This is a genomic window from Aminobacterium thunnarium (genome assembly GCF_055390565.1).
In genome coordinates, this window is sequence record NZ_AP042412.1 from 943,060 (window position 1) to 962,877 (window position 19,818).

Genomic DNA, 19,818 nt, shown 5'->3' on the forward strand with positions numbered 1-19,818 from the left:
GGCCTCCTCTATCTAGCTCGCATGTAATTAGGGTATATCAATCGGAACATAAGGGCTATAATCCCCATCGCTGCAAAAACGATCAAAACCAAAACAACCGAAAAAGCAGCGGCCTGTGCAAAAAGGAGTTCTGTAATGCACTCCAAAATACGTACTGTCAATAAACTCCATCGCACAGAGACTAAAAAGATGATAGCACTTACAGCTGTCATAGAAACAACAAAAAGATATCGCATGCCAGTTGTTACGGCAGGAGCAATAAGAGGAAGTGTCACTCTGAAAAATGTTGTTGCGCGAGAGGCTCCCAAGCTAAGTGAAGCTTCTTCAATAGACGTATCTATTTGTTGCATTGACGCAACTATTGCCCGTATCCCCGCGGCATCGTAACGAAAAGCACAAAGTGCAACAATAATAAACATAGTGCCTGTGAGTACGAGAGGTCCTGAATTGAAAGCAACAACATATGCTATACCTACGACTGTCCCTGGCAAAACATAGTTTAGCAGAGAAGTAAATTCTAGAGTTTTACGCCATGGAAGGTCTGGGCGACTGACTAAATAGCCTATACATATGCCTATTACACTGCCCAAAAAGGTTGAAGTTACTGCTATGAGTAGTGTGTCTTTTATTGCTTCTTTCCCAACAGTAAAAACGTAGACATAGTTTTCAAGAGTAAATGAATTATCAACTCCCCATACCTTTACGAGGGATCCGAAGAAAATCATTGAGTAGAGGAAAATTATAAAGAGCGAAATAATAGATATAAGAAGTAAGATGAGCGTTTCAAGTACAGTTCCTGCTCCTCGTGCAGATCCCCGACCTCCTGATTTGCCTGTTACTGTTACATAGCTGCGTTTTTCAATCCAGTAATGTTGAAGAAGATAGACTAAAAGTGCAGGTATGAGCAAGATAAATGAAAGAGTTGCTCCTCCTTGAAGATCATACATCCCAGTAATTTGAAGATAAGCTTGCGTTGTAAGAACGGGAAATGTGTGCCCCGCCATAACAAGGGGTGTAGCAAAATCTGCTAGAGAACAGCCAAAAAGAAGTAAAAAAGCATTAGCAATACCAGGTGCGCTCAACGGCAATGTAATGGTATGAAATGTACGCCATCTAGAGCTTCCCATACTCATAGCTGCATCTTCAAGATTTTGATCGATTGCGTTAAGAACAGCGGCAAGTGTCAGAAAGGCTATAGGAAAATATGTGAGGGTTTCCGCAAGCCATGTTCCCCAAAATCCGTAAATATTGAAATCTGGAATCCCTAATAGCTTTAAAAGTAGCCCATTGGGGCCTATTGCCAAAGTTAAAGCGATACTACTGGTAAATGGAGGTGAAACAAAGGGTAAAACGACTATGGCTCCAATAAACCACTTCACAATTCGTGGCAAAGATATCCGTGTTTCCGCAAAAGCAAAAATAAAACCCAAAAAAGTTCCACTAATAGCAACTGATGTTGCCAGAATAAGGCTATCTAAAAGTGCCTTCCTGTTATACCAATTTGTGAAAACTTCACTTAAATTACTTAGTGTAAAACTTCCTTCGACAATAAAAACGATATAAAGAAGCCGCATAAGCGGATATAAAACGAAAAGGCCCAATAGGGCCCATAATACAGCTAAGACAGGTATGAGCGATCTATCAAGCCTTTTCGTGTTGTTGCTACTTAAGTACTTCATTGATCCAACGTTCTACTAAGCGTTCACGATTTTCTCCAGCCCATTTAATGTCCAGTGGTAATACATTGACCTTAGACATGTCGAGCCCAGGGTTAGAAATCTTTACATTAGGATTACTAGGAATTAGATTTATTTGGCTCCCTTCGTAAATTCGTTGCATTCGTTCAGTAGATGCCCAATCTAAAAACTTTTTAGCAAGATCCGGATGTTTAGCTCCAGAAACCAAAGCCATAGCTTCAATACCTGCAACAACACCATCTACGGGATAACTAATTGCTATGTCATATCCTTTTTGCTGCATCTCCAGCGCATCAACGAGAAAGAAGATTCCTCCTGCTGCTTGTCCTCTTGCTATTGGTAAAGCGCCGCCTGCCCCACTTTTGGTGTAGACTTGAACATTTTTGTTTAAGTCTCTTTGATAGGAATATGCCTCATCTTCTCCCATGGCTTCAACAAGACTGAGAATACGATACATTGCTGTTCCCGACGTTCGTGCATCGGCCATTTGCAATTGACTCTTATAGGCTGGATTCAACAAATCTTTCCACGATGTTGGAGCTTCCAGACCATGATCTTTTAAAAATTTAGCGTTGAACATAAAACAGATAGGATCAATAGCTACTCCTGTCCAATAACCATTTTTATCTCTGAACTTTTCTGGTATCTGATTGCTTCCTTCTGGCATATATGGTTCGAAAAGCCCTTTGGGGATTCCATTAATGAAAGCCTCAGCCATATTTCCAAATACAACGTCAACTTGAGGGTTCTTTTTTTCTGCTTCAAGACGTGCTTGTACTTCTCCTGAAGAAAATCTCATCCAATTTACTTTGATGCCAGTTTCTTCGGTAAAGGCGCTAAAAACAGCATTCGCATAACGCTCTGACCATATTGTATATGCATTAAGTTCAGGTTGAGCAGCAAAAGAAATGCCCCCTAAAAGGATGGAACTTAATAGAGTAAGAAACAAAACTTTACTCCCGAATTTAAACGTAGTCATATTTTGCACACTCCCTCTTTATTATTTCACCGAATTATCTCGCCGAACAAATTAAATATACTCGTTATTTGTAGTTATAACTATAACCAGATTGGCTCTAAATCGTATGTAATCTGGCCCTATTGAAAAGAATGTAGTATACAGCTTGACACGGTTATTAAGTTTTCATACACTGAAACAGAAGCAGTTAAATCGAAATATTTTAAATTTTGAAAGGGGAGAAAATCTGGATGAAAAAAGTTATAATCTGCCTTTGTATTCTTTCTCTCTTCCTCTCTCTATCCCCCATTCCATCGAATGCAGCTGTTACTGGTGACGCTCCAATGAAGGGAAATGTTCCTCTTTTAATTACTAATGCTGGGCAGGGTCCTGGCGGAAAAATGGGAAGGCTTTTAGTAACAAGGTCTAAAGCTGTTACAGATTTTAAATATCTCTCTGAACCATGGCCAGAAGATATTAAGGCTGGCGGATTTAAAACGATAATGGTGATTATAGGTTCTTCGGCTAAGGGATTGGGCGCTTCTGGCATAACAATTGATGAGGAAATAGCCAGACTTAATAAAATAATGGAATCAGCAAAGGCCGATGGACTTCAAATCATAGCTTGCCACATTGAGGGAAACACTCGAAGAGGTAAGCCTGGAAGTGCTGATGAGCGATCTATAGATGCAATAGCTCCTTTTGCACATGCATTTATTGTAAAGAAAGATAGTAACGAAGACGGTCGTTTTACTGAATTAGCCAAAACAAACGGAGTCCCTTTAACAATTATTGACGAAACCCTGGATTTTATGAAAGTTGTCCAGGAAATGTATCAGTAAACAATAGTAGGCATCTATAATATGTCTATGTATGCTGAAACATCCATTGTACTGGCTGTCATGGTTGTTGTGTTTGCCCTGTGCAGCTGGAAGTTGAAGTCGCCTGAAATTTCTATGGTTATCACTGCTATTGCAGGGGCTTTTGCTGGGAAATTAGGCTTTCCAGTTCGCCTTCTTGTAGAAGGAACCTTCACTTATTTTGATGTAGGTCTTATCTTCGTAACAGCGTCTATTTTTGTTAACCTTTATTCTGATACTGGTGCGATGAATGCTCTGGTCAGAAAAATGGTCGATCGATTTTACGATACCAAGTGGGTTCTTTTCTCTATTCTAGCAGTGATCATGCTCATTCCAGGCGCTTTAACTGGTGCTGGAAGTGTTTCTATGTTTGTTGTCGGCGGGATGATAGCTACTGTTCTCCATTATATGGGGATCACTTCTGTTAAAACTACTGCATTCATTTACGTAACATCAATGCTGGCAGCTGTAGCTCCTCCCATTAATTTATGGGCCATGCTCATGGCGGCCCAAGCTAACATGCCCTATGTAGGTTTTACGATTCCCCTATTGGTTCCCATACTATTTATTACTGCCTTTGCCGTTATTTTTCTTCTTCGTGGAGGAACTCCTCAACCTAAAGCTAAGGTGCTTTCTGAATTACCTCCTATAGTTGACGGAATGAACTGGTTCAGAATAATTTTCCCCATGGGGACTTTCCTTGTTATCGTCCTTTTATCAAAATATGCTGCTTTTAATATGCCAACAGTAGGATTGCCTTTAAATTTTCTTATATGTGGTGGAATTTCTATCCTTTGCGATCCTCAGAAAAAGCCATTTTCCCATTGGTATGAAGTCCTTGTTAATACAATCGAACAGGTCTTCCCCCTTTTGGCAACAGTTATTAGCGTCGGGGTTTTGGTTAATATAATGACAGCAACTGGTGTGAGAGGCCTTATTGCCATAACTTTCGTAACTTTGCCAGTTACCTTTATATATCTTACTGCTATATTTTTCTTGCCGATGGCACAAGGTTCACTAAGTTATGGAAGCGCCATTATTTTAGGAACACCTCTTATTTTCCTTTTCAATTCTATCGGATTCAATGTAACAATTGTTGCTGCCGCTCTTAGCTTAATATTTCCTCTGGGGGATTGTATGCCTCCCTCCAGAATTTCGGGAAGAGTTGCTATTGAGGTTTCAGGTTATGAGGGAAGCTATATGTCTTTCCTACGGGCTATTGCCATCCCTGCTCTTTTCATGGGAATTACCGCTCTCATAATTCTGATGAATGCTAACTTTTTTAGCTTCCTTGTAATGAGATAAGGAGGGATTGATTTGCTAACTTTTTTAAATTCCATAATACATTCCATTTATTACCTCATTGCAGCTTTCCTCGGATTGTTACTACTTAGAAGTCTTTTTTTCAGAAAGACACGGAGAAGCATTATTTATGACATCGTTTATGCTTACACCTTGATACCCTTTCTCCTAAGGGTTTTACATATAAAGTAGGTGGGCATCGTGAGTATAGAAAAGTTATCTCAAAAAGAAATTATCAAAAAAATAATAATACTCGGTGTCGCTCTTCTTGTTGCTTTTCTCGGCGCGAGAGAATTTCTTGATCTACGAAATTTCCAAGAAACCATCGTAGTGTCAAATGATTTTACAAAAAAAGTAATGTTGAGCGATTATTTTGAAGGAATTAAAGATACCCCTGTAGATACTCCGGTTTACATTTTCGATTCTGGAGTTTCTGGTGGGACCCTCGTCTTTTTGGGAGGAACCCATCCTTACGAACCAGCAACAACACAATCTGCTTATGTAGCTATGGAAAACATTGAAATTGAAAAAGGGAGAGCTTTTATCATTCCTCATGCAAATATGAGTGCATCATATGTGGGAATGCTTGGTAATGCATACCCTAAGTTTTTCCATATTGAAACGGCATTTGGTCCCAAAAGATTTCGGATAGGAGATCGTTCAACGGATCCTCTCCATCAATGGCCAGATCCTTTTACGTACGTACACTATCCTTCAAAGCAAAATTTAGCCTATACAGATGCCAGGAACCTCAACAGAACCTTCCCTGGCAGACCAGACGGCAATCTAACTGAAAAACTTGCTTTCGCCATTATGGAGCTTATACGAAAGGAAAAAGCAGATCTCTTTTGTGATACACACGAAGCATCTCTCATGTATCCAGTTGTGAGCACCTATGTTGCTCATGACAACGCAATGGATATTGCAATGATGGCCTCTATGGAATTGAGTGCCAGAGATTTTCCTATGAAATGCGAGGCAAGTCCTAAGAAACTTCGTGGGCTTACCCATAGAGAGGTTGGAGATTTTTCTCCAGTATCAGAAGAAAATTACGAAGGGGTTCTTGCCGTACTGATGGAAACACAGGAACCTTTTATTGATCGTGTTGCAGGCAAAATAACTGAAGAACTCATGCTTGAAGGAAAAGATGAGTTTTTGCAGACTGCTTCAGAACACGGGCTGCTTTTCTGTGCTCCTGAATATGACATTGAGCGAGGAGCTCCGATGAAATACAGAGTTGGAAGACATCTGTCAAGTATTTTAGAACTCGTTCGACAAATGAATGATTTCTATCCAGAAAAAGAAATTATTCTAAGTTGGCCAGATTTTAACGATCTTATGGAAAATGATGTTGGACATTACTATCACGACCCTTCAAGAGCGGATCCACAAAAGGTGTTTTTAAATTAACAAAATCAAATAAAAGTGGCTCATAACAAAGGGGAGGTAAAAGAATGGAGAAAAGAAAAAGATTACTATCGGTTTTTGTAGCTTTTGCTCTCGTTCTTCTCGTGGCATCTGTTTCCTTCGCGTGTACCATTGTTGCTGTAGGTAATAAGGCATCTATTGATGGAACGGCAATGATCACTCACAACGATGACTCGACAAGTGCCAACTTCAAACTTTGGATTATTCCTGAAAAAGACTGGCCCGCAGGATCTGTTCGTAAAATAATTATGAACGATCATGGATATGAGCCGGGCGAAGTTATGGGAGAAATGCCACAAGCTAAACATACTTATCGTTATTTCAAATCTCGTTATTCTTTCATGAACGAAATGGGTTTAGCTATGGGAGAATCAACATTTGGAACAGATAACCCAGAAGTTGAAAGAGTTATGGAGACTGAAAGCGACGGAATAATCGACTGCTGGTTTGCTCAGGATATTGCTCTTGAACGAGCTAAAACAGCGCGAGAAGCTGTCAGAATTATGGGCGACCTTGTTGAAAAATATGGATGGGCTGGCCCTGGTGAAACGATTAATATAACTGATGGCGATGAGGTATGGATTGCAGAATTTTACGGACGCGATGTTTGGTGCGCAGTTCGTATGCCAGATGATATGTTCTTTGTTGCTGCTAACCGTGCTCGTCTTCGTGACATAGACATTACCGATAAGAAAAATGTCATGCACTCCCCCAATATCGTATCTTTTGGCGTAAAGATGAAATGGATTAAGCCTACGGAAGTCAATGTAAAAAAATTCAGCCCAGCTGAAGTATATGCTCCTTATTGGGAACGACTCTACTCCACACGAAGAGTATGGAGAGCCCAGGAACTTGTAACTCCTTCTCTGAAACAGAGTCCAAGCGAGCACAATTACCCTCTCTTTGTAAAACCCGACAAGAAGCTCTCTGTTCACGATATCTTTAAACTTAAGGGCGACTATTATCAGGGAACAAAATATGATCTTACAAAAGGGCCGGCAGCTGGTCCCTGGGGGAACCCTATTCGCCATGCTAATAAGGGAAAAGGTGATTGGGAACGATCAATTAACATGCATAGAACGTGCTACATCCATATAGGACAGGTTCATCCTGGAATGCCAAGTAGATTAAAGGGCATTAGCTGGTTTGGATACGGTGCTCCTGATACGACGTACATTACCCCACTTTGGCCCATTATGACAAAACTCCCCAAATTTTATGAAGTAGGTTCTAGATTTGAGGATTTCCGAAGAGATTCTGGCTGGTGGGTTAATTCCTACGTTCAGGAAATGGCAACACTTCGTTATTGCGAAGCAATTAAAGAAATTTATGATTTCCGTGATCCTAAACTTAAGTATCAATATAGTGAAACTGCACAAGTTCAAAGAGATGCGGCAAAACTTTGGAATGCTGGCAAAAAGACACAAGCAATACAGCATATAACAGATTTTGCTTATAATAGGGCTGTTCGCTGGAACCAGGATTGGCTTAAACTTGGTGATCATTTACTTGGAAACTATGCCCTTGGATATCGTAACTTTAAAACAACTGGATATCCTGAAGAATGGAACAACTTCATTGGGTATGGTCCTCTTAAGAGATAGGCCTAAAATACGTACATTTTGTTAACAGTTTGTATCCTTATGGCTGCGGCGATTATGCTGCAGCCAATTTTATACTTTATTTTTTATCAAGGAAGAATGGGTATATATGAAAAAACTAGACGTGCGTTTTCATATTCTTGCTTTTATTTTACTTTTTGTTGCCCTTCAAGGGTTTTTTAAGCCAGGATTGCACAATAAACAGATTGAAGCAGCTGAAATTATGAAAAATTCTTTGTCTGTTATCAAAGAAAAGCGTCTTTCAATGAATATTCCTATAGATCATGTTTTAGATCCTAATATGACAGGCATTATAGGGGAAGAATTTACGCCCCTTACAACGACTCTTGGGGAAGTTGAAGATAAGCGCAGCTCTGCTAATCCTGATTTCGCCGCTATGATGGTAACATACTTAAATCAAGCAGGCTTAAAAAAGGGAGATATTGTTTGTATTGGTGCTAGTGGCTCATTCCCCGCACTTATACTCGCAACTCTTTCTGCTGCGCAGGCGCTGGATCTTCATCCATTAGTTATATATTCTATAGGGGCTTCAATGTATGGAGCCAACCTCCCACAGTTCACATTTTTAGATATGTTAAAAGAGATATCGAAACGGGGAATACTTCCTTTTAGTATTGTTGCTGTCTCTATGGGGGGGCATAATGATCTGGCTGAAGGAATGTTCTTCCCTGAAGCTCAAAAAGAAATACTGGAAATAGCTAAGCGATCAAGGCTCTATCTTATTAGTGAGCAAAAAATGGATGAAAGCATAAAGAGGAGACTTTCTATTTATAAAGAGGCTTCGAAAGGGGAAACTATTCAATGTTTTGTAAATATAGGCGGCGCGTCAGCTAATTTTGGAGATGGTGACGATTCGGTATCATTTCCGAATGGACTTGTACAAGATATTCCTTCTCTACCCAATGGGCCGCGTAAGGGGCTTATTTTTTACTTTATAGACAAAGGCATACCTGTAATTCATCTTCTAAATGTAAAGAAATTAGCACAAATGAACGGAATCCCTTATGACCCGGTTCCTTTTCCCAAAATTGGAACCTCGCAGGTCTTTAGATAAGAATATGATGGTGACTCTAAGAAACATGTCGTATAAATCAAGTGGTAAAATAATTCTAACAAAACAAAGTACATGTAGGGGGTAAAAATTTTTAAAGGAGGTCTTTCTATGTCATTTTCACCAAGTTTAAGTTCAGGCTTTACCGCAGCGAAAAACAGAAGTACGTATATTTCTCCTCAGTCAGGAATGTGCTCTTTGTGTACCGAAAAATGCCCGGGAACTTGCGAGATTGGTCAGGCAGCAGTTCTTGGAAAGATGTCGGTTTACCCTACAACTACAGGTCCTAATCAGATTGCGTCGGAAAAGGACTATCCGATAGATTTCTCTCATTTCAACATAAACGGTCGTGCTTTTGGTGCTATAGGGACGGAGGGCGATTATAAACATGCAGAGATATTTAACGTTAATCTGGCTTCTGAATATGGTAATGACAATAAAATAAAGCTTGATTTGCCTATTATTTTGCCTGCTTTGGTGAAAATGAACTGGATTGATTATTTTGGTGGTGCTGCTATGGCAGGAGTTACCTGCATGGTAGGAGAAGATGCAAGGAATAAAGACCCTGAACTAAAAATAAAGAACGGTAAAATTACGTCATTCCCTATGCTTCAAAAAATACATGATAGTTTTTATAAATATTACCGAGGTGTAGGACAGATGGTGCTTCAATGCAACGTCGATGACCATCTTATGGGGGTTCCTGAGATAGCTTTGAATAAATATGGCTTTGAGGCTCTGGAATTTAAGTTCGGTCAGGGGGCCAAGGGAACTCAACCAGTTAACAGGATTAAGGATTATGACGAAGCCGTAAAAAAAGTTGAGTGCGGAGCTCTTGTTTTCCCCAATCCATTTGATCCTAAAATAATAGAACTTAAGGAAAAGGGTTGTTGTCCTAATTTTTACACTTATGGAAGACTCCCGATGTGGACGGAAGAATCAATGGGAAAACGCATTTCTGAACTACGTGCGATGGGAATGAGAAACGTCTACTTCAAGATGGCTGGTTTCGATCCGTCTGATGTGGAACGTGTAATCAATATGGCGGTAGAAAACGGAGTTGACATGATAACGTTTGATGGTGCAGGTGGCGGTTCAGGCTATAGCCCATCGAAGATGATGAATGAATGGTCTCTCCCAACGATACTGCTTGAAAAAGTTGTTGTGGATATTTGTGCAAAACTACAAAAACAGGGCAAGGTCCTTCCTGCAATGGTTATGACTGGTGGTTTTGCTAGTGAAGATCAGATATTCAAGTCTCTTGCATACGGAGACGGATTTATTAACGCTATAGGTGTCTGCCGTGCCTCAATGGCAGCTGCCATGACAGGGAAGACAATCGGAGACGAGATAGAGGCAGGTAGAACGCCTGAATTTTTCAAGAAATTTGGCAATACAATAGATGAGGTTTTTCATGATCTGGCAGATCTCAGGGGAATATATGGCAAGGACGCCGATAGCTTTTCTACAGGAGCAATTGGAGTTTTCTCCTATCTCAATAAATTGGCATTTGGTCTGAGGCATTTTGCGGCTTTGAATCGTAAGTTTGACGTAAAATATCTGGACAAAAGCGACCTAATTCCGCTTACTTACTATGCAAGCGATCTTATGGGTTAATTAGATTTATGTAAAGAGAGCGATTGCAAAGCAGCTAGCAGAGATTTTTCTGCTGGCTGCTTTTGGTTTTGTGCCCAGCATAGGCGTTGGCGAGCGCTGGGAAACCGTTAAATCAAAACTTCTGGAATTGACAATGCCCTCATAGGTATATATATTACTTTTCAAAAGATAGAAATAAAAGTTTTCGAATTTGTTCTATCTTAATTAAGTATTTGAAAGGGAGGGTTTTTGTTTGAAAAAGTTCATCATTTTTCTTCTTACCTTAACCTGTGTGTTTACAGCATCTGTAGTTGCTGCGGACACCCCATCGCAGCTTCGCTTTATGGCGGGGCCTCCTGGCGGGAACTGGTTTGCGTTAGGTGGAGCTCTTGCAGAACTCTGGTCTCAGAAAACAATCCCCACGACAAGTATTACCGGGGGTGCAGTTGCCAACATTATCAATGCGGACAAAGGGAAGGGAGACTTGGGGTTCTCTAATACTTCAATGGTAGCAGTGGCTCAAAAAGGTGGAATGGCACCTTTCAAAGACGCTGTAGGGAATGCATCGATTCTTGCCAATCTCTATACTCAGTATACTTATTTTATAGCTCGCAAAGATTTTGTTGAAAAGAATGATATTAAGTCTCTTGACGATTTGGTTGCACGTAAAATTCCAACGCGCTTTGCCACTCTTAAGACAGGAACAGGTTCCGAGTTTATCGTTAACGGTATATTTAAGTCTGGTTTTGGAGTCGATTATCGCGAAACTTTGAAAGAATGGGGCGGTTCTGTGGAGTATGCCTCTTACTCTGGCGGAGCAGACCTAATTGCAGATAACCATCTTGACGTTTTTGCCTTCTCTGTCGGTAAAGTTGCTTCAATCGTTATGCAGATTGAAAGCCAGACGGACATCGTTATTCTCGGGATGGAGCAGAAGACTCTTGATAAAATCGGCGCTGACTATGGTACGGTAACTTTCACCGTTGACCCTGGTATTTATAAGTCAGTGACAGATACTCCTGTTAAAGTTGTCGGTGACTATACATGTATAGTTGTTCGCAGCGATCTTGACGAGCAGGTTGTTTATGACCTTTGTAAAACTATGTATGAAAACCAGGATACTCTTGCAAAAGCTGTAGTTGATATGAAAGAACTGAATCCTGCTACGGCAGTTCCTACTGCTCCTATTAAGAGTCACCCTGGGGCTGTTAAATATTGGGATGAGGTTGCCGCCAAGTAATGCAGTAATATCCACGTAAACTAAACACCTAGAAAGCGAAATTTTCGCTTTCTAGGTTCTTTTCTGTTTTCTTTTTTCCTTTATTCCTTGTAGGGAGAACGATATCCCGATTTTTAGCCAAGGAGGTTTTTTATGTAATGAGAAAACTTGACGGTAATGTCGCAAAGGTACTTTATGTCTATATTCTAGCGATGGGAATTTTTCATCTCTACACAGCTGTTTTTGGTTCCTTTGAGGCATATCTACAAAGGGCAATCCACCTAACTTGGGTTTTGCCGATGACCTTTGTCCTTTACCCCATTTCTTCGAAAAAAGTTTTAAATCCAGAAACGAGAGTTCCTTGGTACGATTGGATTCTTGCAGCAGTCTCAGCAACTCCCGGACTCTATATTATGCTTAATTATGATCAAATTATGATGCGTATGCAGGGAGTTGATGAGTTGACAATGATTCAACTTGTACTCGGTACATTGTTGATTGTATTGCTTTTAGAAGCAACTCGCCGCATTGTGGGGCTTCCTCTCGTTATCGTAGCTGTGGCTTTTACAGTCTATACATACGTATGCGACGCTAGCTTTCTTCCTGCAGCTCTTCGTGGTGTACCCACAGAATTTGAAAGAATTATTGAAGGAATGTTTCTTACTGATGAAGGAATCTTTTCTTCGTCGTTGGGTGTTTCAGCGACGTTCGTTATGATTTTTCTTATTTTTGGCGGCTTTCTAGAAAAAAGTGGTGTAGGTGAATATTTTATGGAATTTGCACAAGCCTTCACAGGTACTGCCGCTGGGGGACCGGCAAAAATTGCGGTCGTGAGTTCTGCTCTATTTGGATCAATTTCAGGATCTGCAGTAGCAAATGTCTATGGCACAGGATCTTTTACAATTCCTTTAATGAAACGTATTGGATATCAACCTCATTTTGCCGGAGCAGTAGAAGCTGTTGCGAGTGCTGGAGGGCAGCTCATGCCTCCGATTATGGGAGCCGGCGCATTTGTTATGGCTGCTCTTTTAGGGGTTCCATTTAACAAGATAATAATAGCGGCGATTCTCCCATCTCTCTTCTACTACGGGGCTGTGCTTTTGATGGTACACCTTACTGCTATCAGAGATGGACTTAAAGGGCTACCGGCCAGCGAATTGCCTTCAAAAAAAGTCGTTATCAAACGTTTATATATGATGTCACCCATTGTATTGCTTGTCTATATGCTTCTTGCTGGATATACCCCTATGTACGGAGCTATTGCTGGCATTATTCTTGCTTGGGCCATTTCACTTCCTAACCCTGCTCGTCGTATGGGGCCAAAACAAATACTTGCGGCCATTCACGATGGATCACAAAATATCCCTATTATCTGTACTGCATGTGCATCGGCTGGTTTAGTTGTTGGTTCAGTAGCTCTATCTGGTATTGGGTTTAAATTTGTAGGCGCTGTTCTTCAACTTGCCCGTGGTAATTCATTCTTGGCATTGGTCTTGATAGCATTAGTCTCTCTTATTCTTGGTATGGGATTGCCTACTACCAGTGCTTATATTCTTGGGGCTGCATTAGGCGTTCCAGCCCTTGCAAAGATAGGATTCCTTCCTATCGCGGCGCATCTTTTTGTATTTTACTATGCCATCGTGTCTAACATCACTCCTCCTGTAGCATTAGCTGCCTATGCCGCAGCTTCTATTGCGGGATCACCACCGAATAAAACAGGCTTCACTGCCAGTAAACTTGGCATATTAGCTTTTGTTGTTCCTTTTGCGTTTTGTTATGATCCCGGGTTGATACTTCAGGGGACATTAACAGAAAATTTGTTAGCTATAATTAGTGGAATAGGTGCTCTTACGGGCATGGCCTTTGCCCTGACAGGTTTTGCACGTGCTCCTTTGCCAAAGTGGTACAGAGGGCTTTTTGTGCTCACTGCCTTAGCTGCTCTTCATAGCCAGCCAATCATATCTTTAGTCAGTGTTGGACTGACTTTCTTGCTCTTTTTCTTTTCAGAGCAGAAAAAACTAAAGATATCTTAAACGTATAGAGTTTATTCAGATTGAAAGAGATAAAAAATAGGCGGCTTTAAAGCCGCCTATTTTTATTCCCAGAATGGTGCGAGAGAGGGGACTCGAACCCCTATGGAGGAATCCACTGGATCCTAAGTCCAGCGCGTCTACCAGTTCCGCCACTCTCGCACATAGAATGAAGTGTTTCAATTACTGTAATGCCTGTGGAATAATACCATCAATTTATAGAGATGTGAAGAGGCTGTTGGTATATCCCTTCTTTCAGCTATAATCATAATGTTCAAAGTTAAAAGCAGAAGGAAGGAGGAACTTCCATTGCGTTTTTCCTTAAAAGCATTGCTCGTAACGATTTTTATTCTTGCTATCCTCTTCTCTATCCCATGGGTATGGATCAATATAGAATCACTCGCTGTCATGACAATCGAAGGAGAAATTGCAGTAGCTCCTACTTTCTTCAAACTTATTCATATGGGATGGCTGCTTTTTCTCGACTACATTCCCTACATTTTTACACTTTATATTATTGCAGCTGCCGGCGTTATTTTTATGGAAGAAAAAAACCCAGACCGTACTATTGCCTGGCTTTTGGCTTTAATCCTTGTCCCCGTCATAGGTTTTTTGTTTTATTTTCTTTTAGGCCCGGATCCCAAACGAAGAGCGGTTTTTAAGCGTTATAAGAAAAAACGGTTTTATCGCTCTATTTTTAGGGAATGTCCTGCTCCTGCCCTTGATCTCTATAGTGAAGATATTCCATGTCGACTTGTTTCTTTACTAGAGCAAACATCTCATAGTCGCCTAACCTATCGAAATTCGGTCGATATGCTGCTTAATGGTGATGAAGTTTTTTCTGCTATAGCTGAAGCTTTACAAGAGGCAAAGCACTATATTCATTTAGAGTATTTCTCGATAGCTAATGACAAAACTGGAGAAAAACTTCTTGAAATTCTTCAACAGAAAGCTGCTGAAGGTGTTAGTGTTCGAGTTATATATGATAGTGTCGGTAGTTGGCGTTTAGGGCGTCGTTTCGTAAAAAAACTTAGGGAACAAGGTATAGATGCTCAACCGTTTTTACCCGTTTCCTTCCCGATGGTTCGTCGTGATTTGAACTTTCGTAACCACCGAAAAATTATTGTTGTTGATGGTAAGGTGGCTTTTACGGGAGGCCTTAACATAGGAGACACATATCGTGGTTTAAATCCCAAGATGGGATTTTGGAGAGACACACACATTCGCATTCATGGAGAGGCTGTTGCTTCTCTTCACGAAGTCTTTCTAAACGATTGGTTTTTCTGTACAGGACATAGCTTGCCTGAAACAGAAACGTATTTAAATGGTAGCGCACTTCCAGAAACAACAATGCCGATTCAAGTGGCAGCAAGCGGTCCTGATTCAGATTGGCGTGCAATATTGCAAGGATACTTTTATTTTATTACAGCAGCACGAAAACGCGTCTGGATTACAACACCCTACCTTGTCCCTGATGATAGCCTGAAAACAGCCCTTACGACAGCTGCTCTAAGTGGTGTAGATGTACGAATTATTATTCCTTCTCGACCTGACCATAAGGTAGTTTTTTGGGCAACTCGATCGAATATAGATGATTTACTTCGAGCGGGTGTTCGTATATTTACTTATGACAATGGTTTTATCCATTCAAAACTTATGATGGTTGATGGTAAGTGGGTTTCTGTAGGAACCACAAATCTCGATAACCGAAGCCTCGATATAAATTTTGAAGTGCAAGTTTTCATTTATAACAGGATGAAGACAAAAGAGTTTGAAAAACAATTCCTTGAAGATCTTAAGGTTTGCACTGAACTTGATTTACGTTCCCGATCTGAGCGGCCTCTTCATGAGCGAGTTCGGGAATCTCTAGGAAGGCTTTGGTCGGCGCTATTATAAAGGAGCATGACTTTGCCTAGAATTAAACGATCTGAAGGCGGTTTTATCGCTGCCTATATTGGTTTATATGCAGCCCTTTCTTTTTTTCTCTACTTTTACTTTCAATTGAAAGGGCTTCCCCCCTTTTCGTGGAAAACTCTTGCTATTGCCTGGGGCTTAGGAACAGCATTTATCGTAGTTTCAGTAATTCCAGCTCGCTGGTCTTCTCCACTGCTCTACAAGGTTCATACTGTTTTAGCTTGGATAAGCCTTACAGGGATAGCCTTTGGTTTCTATTTCATCCTTATCTCTGTTCTCTTCGATATATTACTTGTTATTTTACCGATTTCTTTCCCATTCCCTTTTTGGGAGCTTTTCCTGGCTGCTTTAATAGCATTACTCCTAACTTATTATGGTTATAAAGAGAGCATGAAAATACGAAGTATCAAAATTGAATTTCCAACCAAGAAATTACCTGAAGGTATTGAACGTTTTCGAATTCTGCAAATATCAGACTTGCATCTTGGCGTGCTTATAAACAAAAAAATGTTGCAACAGATTATGCAACAAATACAAGAAGAAAATCCAGATGTAATTGTTTCGACGGGAGATCTTCTTGATGGTGAAATTGAAGATATAGAAACAATTTCTGAAATGATGCTCCACTTTAATCCGCCTTATGGAAAATTTGCTGTTACTGGAAATCATGAGTTTTATGCAGGTATAGAACATGCTCTTGATTTTACAGGGCGCGCTGGCTTTGAAGTGTTAAGAGGGGCAATAGTTCCTGTAGGTCCCATTTCTATTGCAGGGGTAGATGATCCGGGTGGGCATTTTATTTTAGGACAAACAGAGATAGACGAAAGCGAGCTATTACAGGAAGCTGACACATCTCGTTTTACATTGTTACTTAAACATCGCCCATTAGTACATCGTGATGCTGTAGGAAAATTTGATTTACAACTTTCAGGGCACGTACACCATGGCCAACTCTTCCCTTTTATGGTATTTACTTGGCTTTTCTATAAACACACTGTTGGAATGCTGGATCTTGGAAAGGGGTCTTGGCTTTATGTAAGTCGAGGGACCGGTACATGGGGGCCTCCTGTGCGAATCTTGGCTTTTCCCGAGCTGACAATAATAGATTTGGTTTCAGACAAAAAATGGTGGACCGTACAGGAATCGAACCTGTAACCCCCTGATTAAGAGTCAGGTGCTCTGCCAATTGAGCTAACGGTAAACCGCAACACCTTGCAATTACTGATTGTAAGGGAGTTGCTGTCTTTTTTTCTCCCAAAGTTGACCACCTAACTATGATTGTACTACAACCCAAGCGGGAATTCCTAATGTCAAGGTACTACATATAGTATTCATTTCTTGTCTTTGTACACTAGTGGTAGCGTATCGGTTGATTACGCTTTTTACGGTGTTTCCCTTATTTTATAACAAAAAAGAGTAAAAGGTAAATCACGCCGCACTTGTTTACACGGGGTTTCCTATTCATCACGTGAAACAAAAGTTATTAAAATATCAGTAGCCGTCTAATCTCCTGCAAGTATTACGTTTTACGTAATAAAGCTTTGAGACAAATTTGTTCACTAAGAGTTGGCATAAACGTTGTCGTTTTGATATAATATTTTTATATTAAAAAAAACTGGAAGGAGGTGGCTTTTATGGAGACGACACTCCGAAAAATGAGAAAGCGGCATGGGCTCACGTTGCGGCAAGTTTCGATGGCGACTGGGGTTGATATTTCTTCTATTTGCCAAACTGAGTTGCGGAAAAAGGTCATTTTTCCAAGACATAAAAAAGCCTTGGCTGATTTTTTCGGTCTCGACCCGTCGGCTGTTAGCGATGAGAAAGGTTTCGCGCGAATTGAGGAATAAAAAAATGCCGGAGGCTAGCCGGCAAGGGAGGTATGCATGTGAACTACAGTTTAGATTATAATGATTGCGTAAACGTTAGTCAAGGTGACGATGTGTATTTTTGTGATTGCGTCGAGGCGATGGAAGTTGATCCCGAAATTGCGGCATTGGAAGAAAAGTTGGCAAATGCACAACAAACCTTAAAAAGAGCGTGTTCACTTCATAAAAATGTAGAGATGTTTAATCGTTCCATCGGAGATACCCTTGATGTGGCAACCCATTACACGAGCGATCATCAGCTTAAATCACTATTGAATCGGCTCGTTCGGAACGCAATCCAACGGGCGATCGTCTTAATCCGAAGTCGCCGGAAAAGCTCCTTTTTTGCTAATGCGGCGATTCCTCAGCGATCGGTAAAAAAAATCTTTTGCAGATCCGGAATCCGACACGAGCGACAACGAACCAATGACAGCGGTGGCGGTGGCGATGGTGGCGATGACGAAGGCGACCCCGACGACTCAGACCCGCCAATAAAAGCATTTTTCCTTCCCTTTTTATTGAGATGGTCGGCGACCATCTTTGTTTCCCGTATAAAAAAATACTTCAACAATCGTTTCCCGATCAAAAGTAAATTTGACGGAGCAAGACCGCTATGCCTCCCCTCGAAAATGAGGTGGGCATAATGTCAAATCTTTCAATTCGTGAAGCCTTTTTTAAAACAAAAGAATATTTTCCCGACGATGAGGAGACTCAACAAAACAGCTTGATCGCAACGGTGGGGGTGGCTTGCGACGTTATGTTTAAGCAGGGTTGCACGATTGAGCAAATAAAAGAATCTATCGCAAGTGAGCTCCTTGGAATTAATATTGACGAAAAAATGCCACTTCTTATTGAAACAGCTATTAATGAAAGCTGGAAGAGGTTTTTACGAAACACTCCTACAACCAAAAAAATTAACTCAATCAGGGCAAGCGACTTGATGAAAATGTCCATTCCCGCTCCAGAATGGGCGGTTCAAAACCTGATCCCCGCCGGCTTGAGCGTTTTAGCGTCGCCACCAAAAGTTGGGAAATCCTTCTTTTGCTTACAGCTTGCGCTAGCCGTGGCGACGGGTCAGCCGTTCCTTGACCATCGAACGGAAAAAGGAAGCGTTCTCTATATTAGTTTGGAAGATTCGGCATATAGCCTACAAAAAAGACTTTCATATTTTCTTGAAGATCACAGAAAAATTCCGAGCAATTTATACCTAACGACCGAATTTCCTCAACTTGACGCTCAAGGGTTACTCTTGCTCGACCAATGGCTAGCGACCCATAGCGACGCAAGGCTGGTAATCATCGACACTTGGGGGAAAACCAAGCCGAATGGGAACAGGCAAAAAAACGCTTACGAAAGCGACGTTGAGCTTGTGTCGCCAATAAAAAAGTTAGCTGACCGTAACAAAACATCAATAATGCTAGTCCACCATCTCAAAAAAGGCGGCGGGAAAGAGAGCGACTGGTTGGAAAGCTTGAGCGGTTCAATGGGCTTGGCGGCGACCGTCGATGGGTTACTAAGCCTTTATCGAGACCGTGGAGCCAAACAAGGAATTCTCAAACGAACTGGGCGAAACTTTGAGGAAGACGACGACATAGGTCTTGAGTGGACGGCTCCGGGATGGAGGTTTGCCGGCGACGCAAGGGAAGTTCTGTTGAGCGAGTCACGGCAAACAATATTAAACGCTATCCGGCAAATCGGAGAACCGGCAAGCGCAAAACTCATAGCAGAAGTAGCAGGAAAAAATCACAGCACAACAAGAGTCATGCTAAGAAAAATGTACTCTGATCGAATTGTCAGTATGACTTCACAGGGAAAATACTTCCCCGCTCTCGAAAGCGTAAACAGCGTAAACAGTATAAACACCGTAAACAGCGTAAACAGCGTAAACAGTGTAAACACGTTTACGGGTGTTTACGGTGATGATGAGAGCGTAAACACCGATAAAGCCAGTGATACCAATGAGTTGAAGGAATCTGTTTACGGTGTTTACGATGTTTACGATACTACACTATCCTCCACTACTTCACACTGTGAAACTGATCCGGTTGAAGGGGGTGAAGCAAAAAACACATTTCCATTATTAAAACCATCGCAGAAATGGCTCGAAACAGCCCCACCGGCGGTTAAAGAAGAATATAACGCAGTTCTTAACCGGCTCAAGGTTTTTCTTTCCGACGAGATGGCAAAGGAAAAGTCTCTTGAGCGAGCGTGGGAATTTCAGCAACGTTGAGCGGCTAGAAGAGGTCGAGGGAGCCTCTTAACCGGGGCTCCATTAT

The 19,818-nt window shown here is 41.1% G+C and carries 15 protein-coding genes and 1 tRNA gene; 13 read left to right on the plus strand and 3 right to left on the minus strand.

Features of this window, described 5'->3' with window-relative positions; all coding sequences use genetic code 11:
- Positions 1-8 precede the first annotated feature (8 nt).
- Together ACZ5GY_RS04625 and ACZ5GY_RS04630 are read right to left on the minus strand one after the other, a co-directional pair.
- Positions 9-1,679: an ABC transporter permease gene (locus ACZ5GY_RS04625; protein WP_307880047.1), complete on the minus strand. Its 1,671-nt coding sequence runs from the start codon at positions 1,677-1,679 to the stop codon at positions 9-11.
- Positions 1,663-2,676 carry an ABC transporter substrate-binding protein gene (locus ACZ5GY_RS04630; protein ID WP_464112047.1) on the minus strand — a complete coding sequence of 338 codons (1,014 nt, stop codon included), beginning with the start codon at positions 2,674-2,676 and terminating at the stop codon, positions 1,663-1,665. The genes ACZ5GY_RS04625 and ACZ5GY_RS04630 overlap by 17 nt, the downstream gene beginning before the upstream one ends.
- Before the next feature lie 230 nt (positions 2,677-2,906).
- Here ACZ5GY_RS04630 and ACZ5GY_RS04635 point away from each other — a divergent pair, with 230 nt between their 5' ends.
- The 8 genes from ACZ5GY_RS04635 (at position 2,907) to ACZ5GY_RS04670 (ending at position 13,766) form a co-directional block, all read left to right on the plus strand.
- Positions 2,907-3,497: a DUF6305 family protein gene (locus ACZ5GY_RS04635; RefSeq protein WP_213690730.1), complete on the plus strand. Its 591-nt coding sequence runs from the start codon at positions 2,907-2,909 to the stop codon at positions 3,495-3,497.
- 21 nt (positions 3,498-3,518) lie between these two features.
- Complete coding sequence (locus tag ACZ5GY_RS04640; RefSeq protein ID WP_307880045.1) at positions 3,519-4,820, plus strand: citrate transporter; 1,302 nt, start codon at positions 3,519-3,521, stop codon at positions 4,818-4,820.
- Between the two features lie 198 nt (positions 4,821-5,018).
- Positions 5,019-6,227 (plus strand): M14 family metallopeptidase, encoded by a 1,209-nt coding sequence (locus tag ACZ5GY_RS04645; RefSeq protein ID WP_464112048.1) that lies wholly within the window; start codon positions 5,019-5,021, stop codon positions 6,225-6,227.
- Between the two features lie 44 nt (positions 6,228-6,271).
- Entirely contained in the window at positions 6,272-7,849 is a 1,578-nt protein-coding gene (locus ACZ5GY_RS04650) for a dipeptidase (protein ID WP_213690731.1), read from the plus strand.
- A gap of 106 nt (positions 7,850-7,955) precedes the next feature.
- Entirely contained in the window at positions 7,956-8,921 is a 966-nt protein-coding gene (pgsW, locus tag ACZ5GY_RS04655) for a poly-gamma-glutamate system protein (protein ID WP_213690732.1), read from the plus strand.
- A 108-nt stretch (positions 8,922-9,029) separates the two neighbouring features.
- Positions 9,030-10,535, plus strand: a complete 1,506-nt coding sequence (locus ACZ5GY_RS04660) for a glutamate synthase-related protein (RefSeq protein ID WP_464112049.1) — start codon at positions 9,030-9,032, stop codon at positions 10,533-10,535.
- 232 nt (positions 10,536-10,767) lie between these two features.
- On the plus strand, positions 10,768-11,754 hold the full coding sequence (locus ACZ5GY_RS04665) for a TAXI family TRAP transporter solute-binding subunit (RefSeq protein ID WP_213691082.1): 987 nt from the start codon (positions 10,768-10,770) through the stop codon (positions 11,752-11,754).
- 137 nt (positions 11,755-11,891) lie between these two features.
- Positions 11,892-13,766 carry a TRAP transporter permease gene (locus ACZ5GY_RS04670; protein ID WP_213699609.1) on the plus strand — a complete coding sequence of 625 codons (1,875 nt, stop codon included), beginning with the start codon at positions 11,892-11,894 and terminating at the stop codon, positions 13,764-13,766.
- A 74-nt stretch (positions 13,767-13,840) separates the two neighbouring features.
- On the opposite strand, the gene ACZ5GY_RS04675 is transcribed toward ACZ5GY_RS04670, so the two are convergent.
- Positions 13,841-13,925, minus strand: a tRNA-Leu gene (locus ACZ5GY_RS04675).
- Between the two features lie 147 nt (positions 13,926-14,072).
- On the opposite strand from ACZ5GY_RS04675, the gene cls reads away from it, so the two are divergent.
- The 5 genes from cls to ACZ5GY_RS04700 all read left to right on the plus strand — a co-directional run bounded on the left by cls (position 14,073) and on the right by ACZ5GY_RS04700 (position 19,772).
- Positions 14,073-15,659 (plus strand): cardiolipin synthase, encoded by a 1,587-nt coding sequence (gene cls / locus ACZ5GY_RS04680; RefSeq protein WP_213699608.1) that lies wholly within the window; start codon positions 14,073-14,075, stop codon positions 15,657-15,659.
- Positions 15,660-15,665: 6 nt separating this feature from the next.
- Complete coding sequence (locus tag ACZ5GY_RS04685; RefSeq protein WP_464112050.1) at positions 15,666-16,832, plus strand: metallophosphoesterase; 1,167 nt, start codon at positions 15,666-15,668, stop codon at positions 16,830-16,832.
- Positions 16,833-17,311: 479 nt separating this feature from the next.
- Complete coding sequence (locus tag ACZ5GY_RS04690; RefSeq protein WP_464112051.1) at positions 17,312-17,524, plus strand: helix-turn-helix domain-containing protein; 213 nt, start codon at positions 17,312-17,314, stop codon at positions 17,522-17,524.
- 38 nt (positions 17,525-17,562) lie between these two features.
- Positions 17,563-18,186: a hypothetical protein gene (locus ACZ5GY_RS04695; RefSeq protein WP_464112052.1), complete on the plus strand. Its 624-nt coding sequence runs from the start codon at positions 17,563-17,565 to the stop codon at positions 18,184-18,186.
- Positions 18,186-19,772 carry an AAA family ATPase gene (locus ACZ5GY_RS04700; protein ID WP_464112053.1) on the plus strand — a complete coding sequence of 529 codons (1,587 nt, stop codon included), beginning with the start codon at positions 18,186-18,188 and terminating at the stop codon, positions 19,770-19,772. The genes ACZ5GY_RS04695 and ACZ5GY_RS04700 overlap by 1 nt, the downstream gene beginning before the upstream one ends.
- The last annotated feature ends 46 nt before the right edge of the window (positions 19,773-19,818 follow it).

Excerpts from the sequence above, each read along its gene's own strand:
- ACZ5GY_RS04635 (WP_213690730.1), top strand. The coding sequence starts at position 2,907 with ATGAAAAAAGTTATAATCTGCCTTTGTATTCTTTCTCTCTTCCTCTCT.
- ACZ5GY_RS04650 (WP_213690731.1), top strand. The coding sequence starts at position 6,272 with ATGGAGAAAAGAAAAAGATTACTATCGGTTTTTGTAGCTTTTGCTCTC.
- ACZ5GY_RS04670 (WP_213699609.1), top strand. The coding sequence starts at position 11,892 with ATGAGAAAACTTGACGGTAATGTCGCAAAGGTACTTTATGTCTATATT.
- pgsW (WP_213690732.1), top strand. The coding sequence starts at position 7,956 with ATGAAAAAACTAGACGTGCGTTTTCATATTCTTGCTTTTATTTTACTT.
- ACZ5GY_RS04625 (WP_307880047.1), bottom strand. The coding sequence starts at position 1,679 with ATGAAGTACTTAAGTAGCAACAACACGAAAAGGCTTGATAGATCGCTC.
- ACZ5GY_RS04690 (WP_464112051.1), top strand. The coding sequence starts at position 17,312 with ATGGAGACGACACTCCGAAAAATGAGAAAGCGGCATGGGCTCACGTTG.
- ACZ5GY_RS04700 (WP_464112053.1), top strand. The coding sequence starts at position 18,186 with ATGTCAAATCTTTCAATTCGTGAAGCCTTTTTTAAAACAAAAGAATAT.
- ACZ5GY_RS04685 (WP_464112050.1), top strand. The coding sequence starts at position 15,666 with ATGACTTTGCCTAGAATTAAACGATCTGAAGGCGGTTTTATCGCTGCC.
- ACZ5GY_RS04660 (WP_464112049.1), top strand. The coding sequence starts at position 9,030 with ATGTCATTTTCACCAAGTTTAAGTTCAGGCTTTACCGCAGCGAAAAAC.
- ACZ5GY_RS04640 (WP_307880045.1), top strand. The coding sequence starts at position 3,519 with ATGTCTATGTATGCTGAAACATCCATTGTACTGGCTGTCATGGTTGTT.
- ACZ5GY_RS04630 (WP_464112047.1), bottom strand. The coding sequence starts at position 2,676 with ATGACTACGTTTAAATTCGGGAGTAAAGTTTTGTTTCTTACTCTATTA.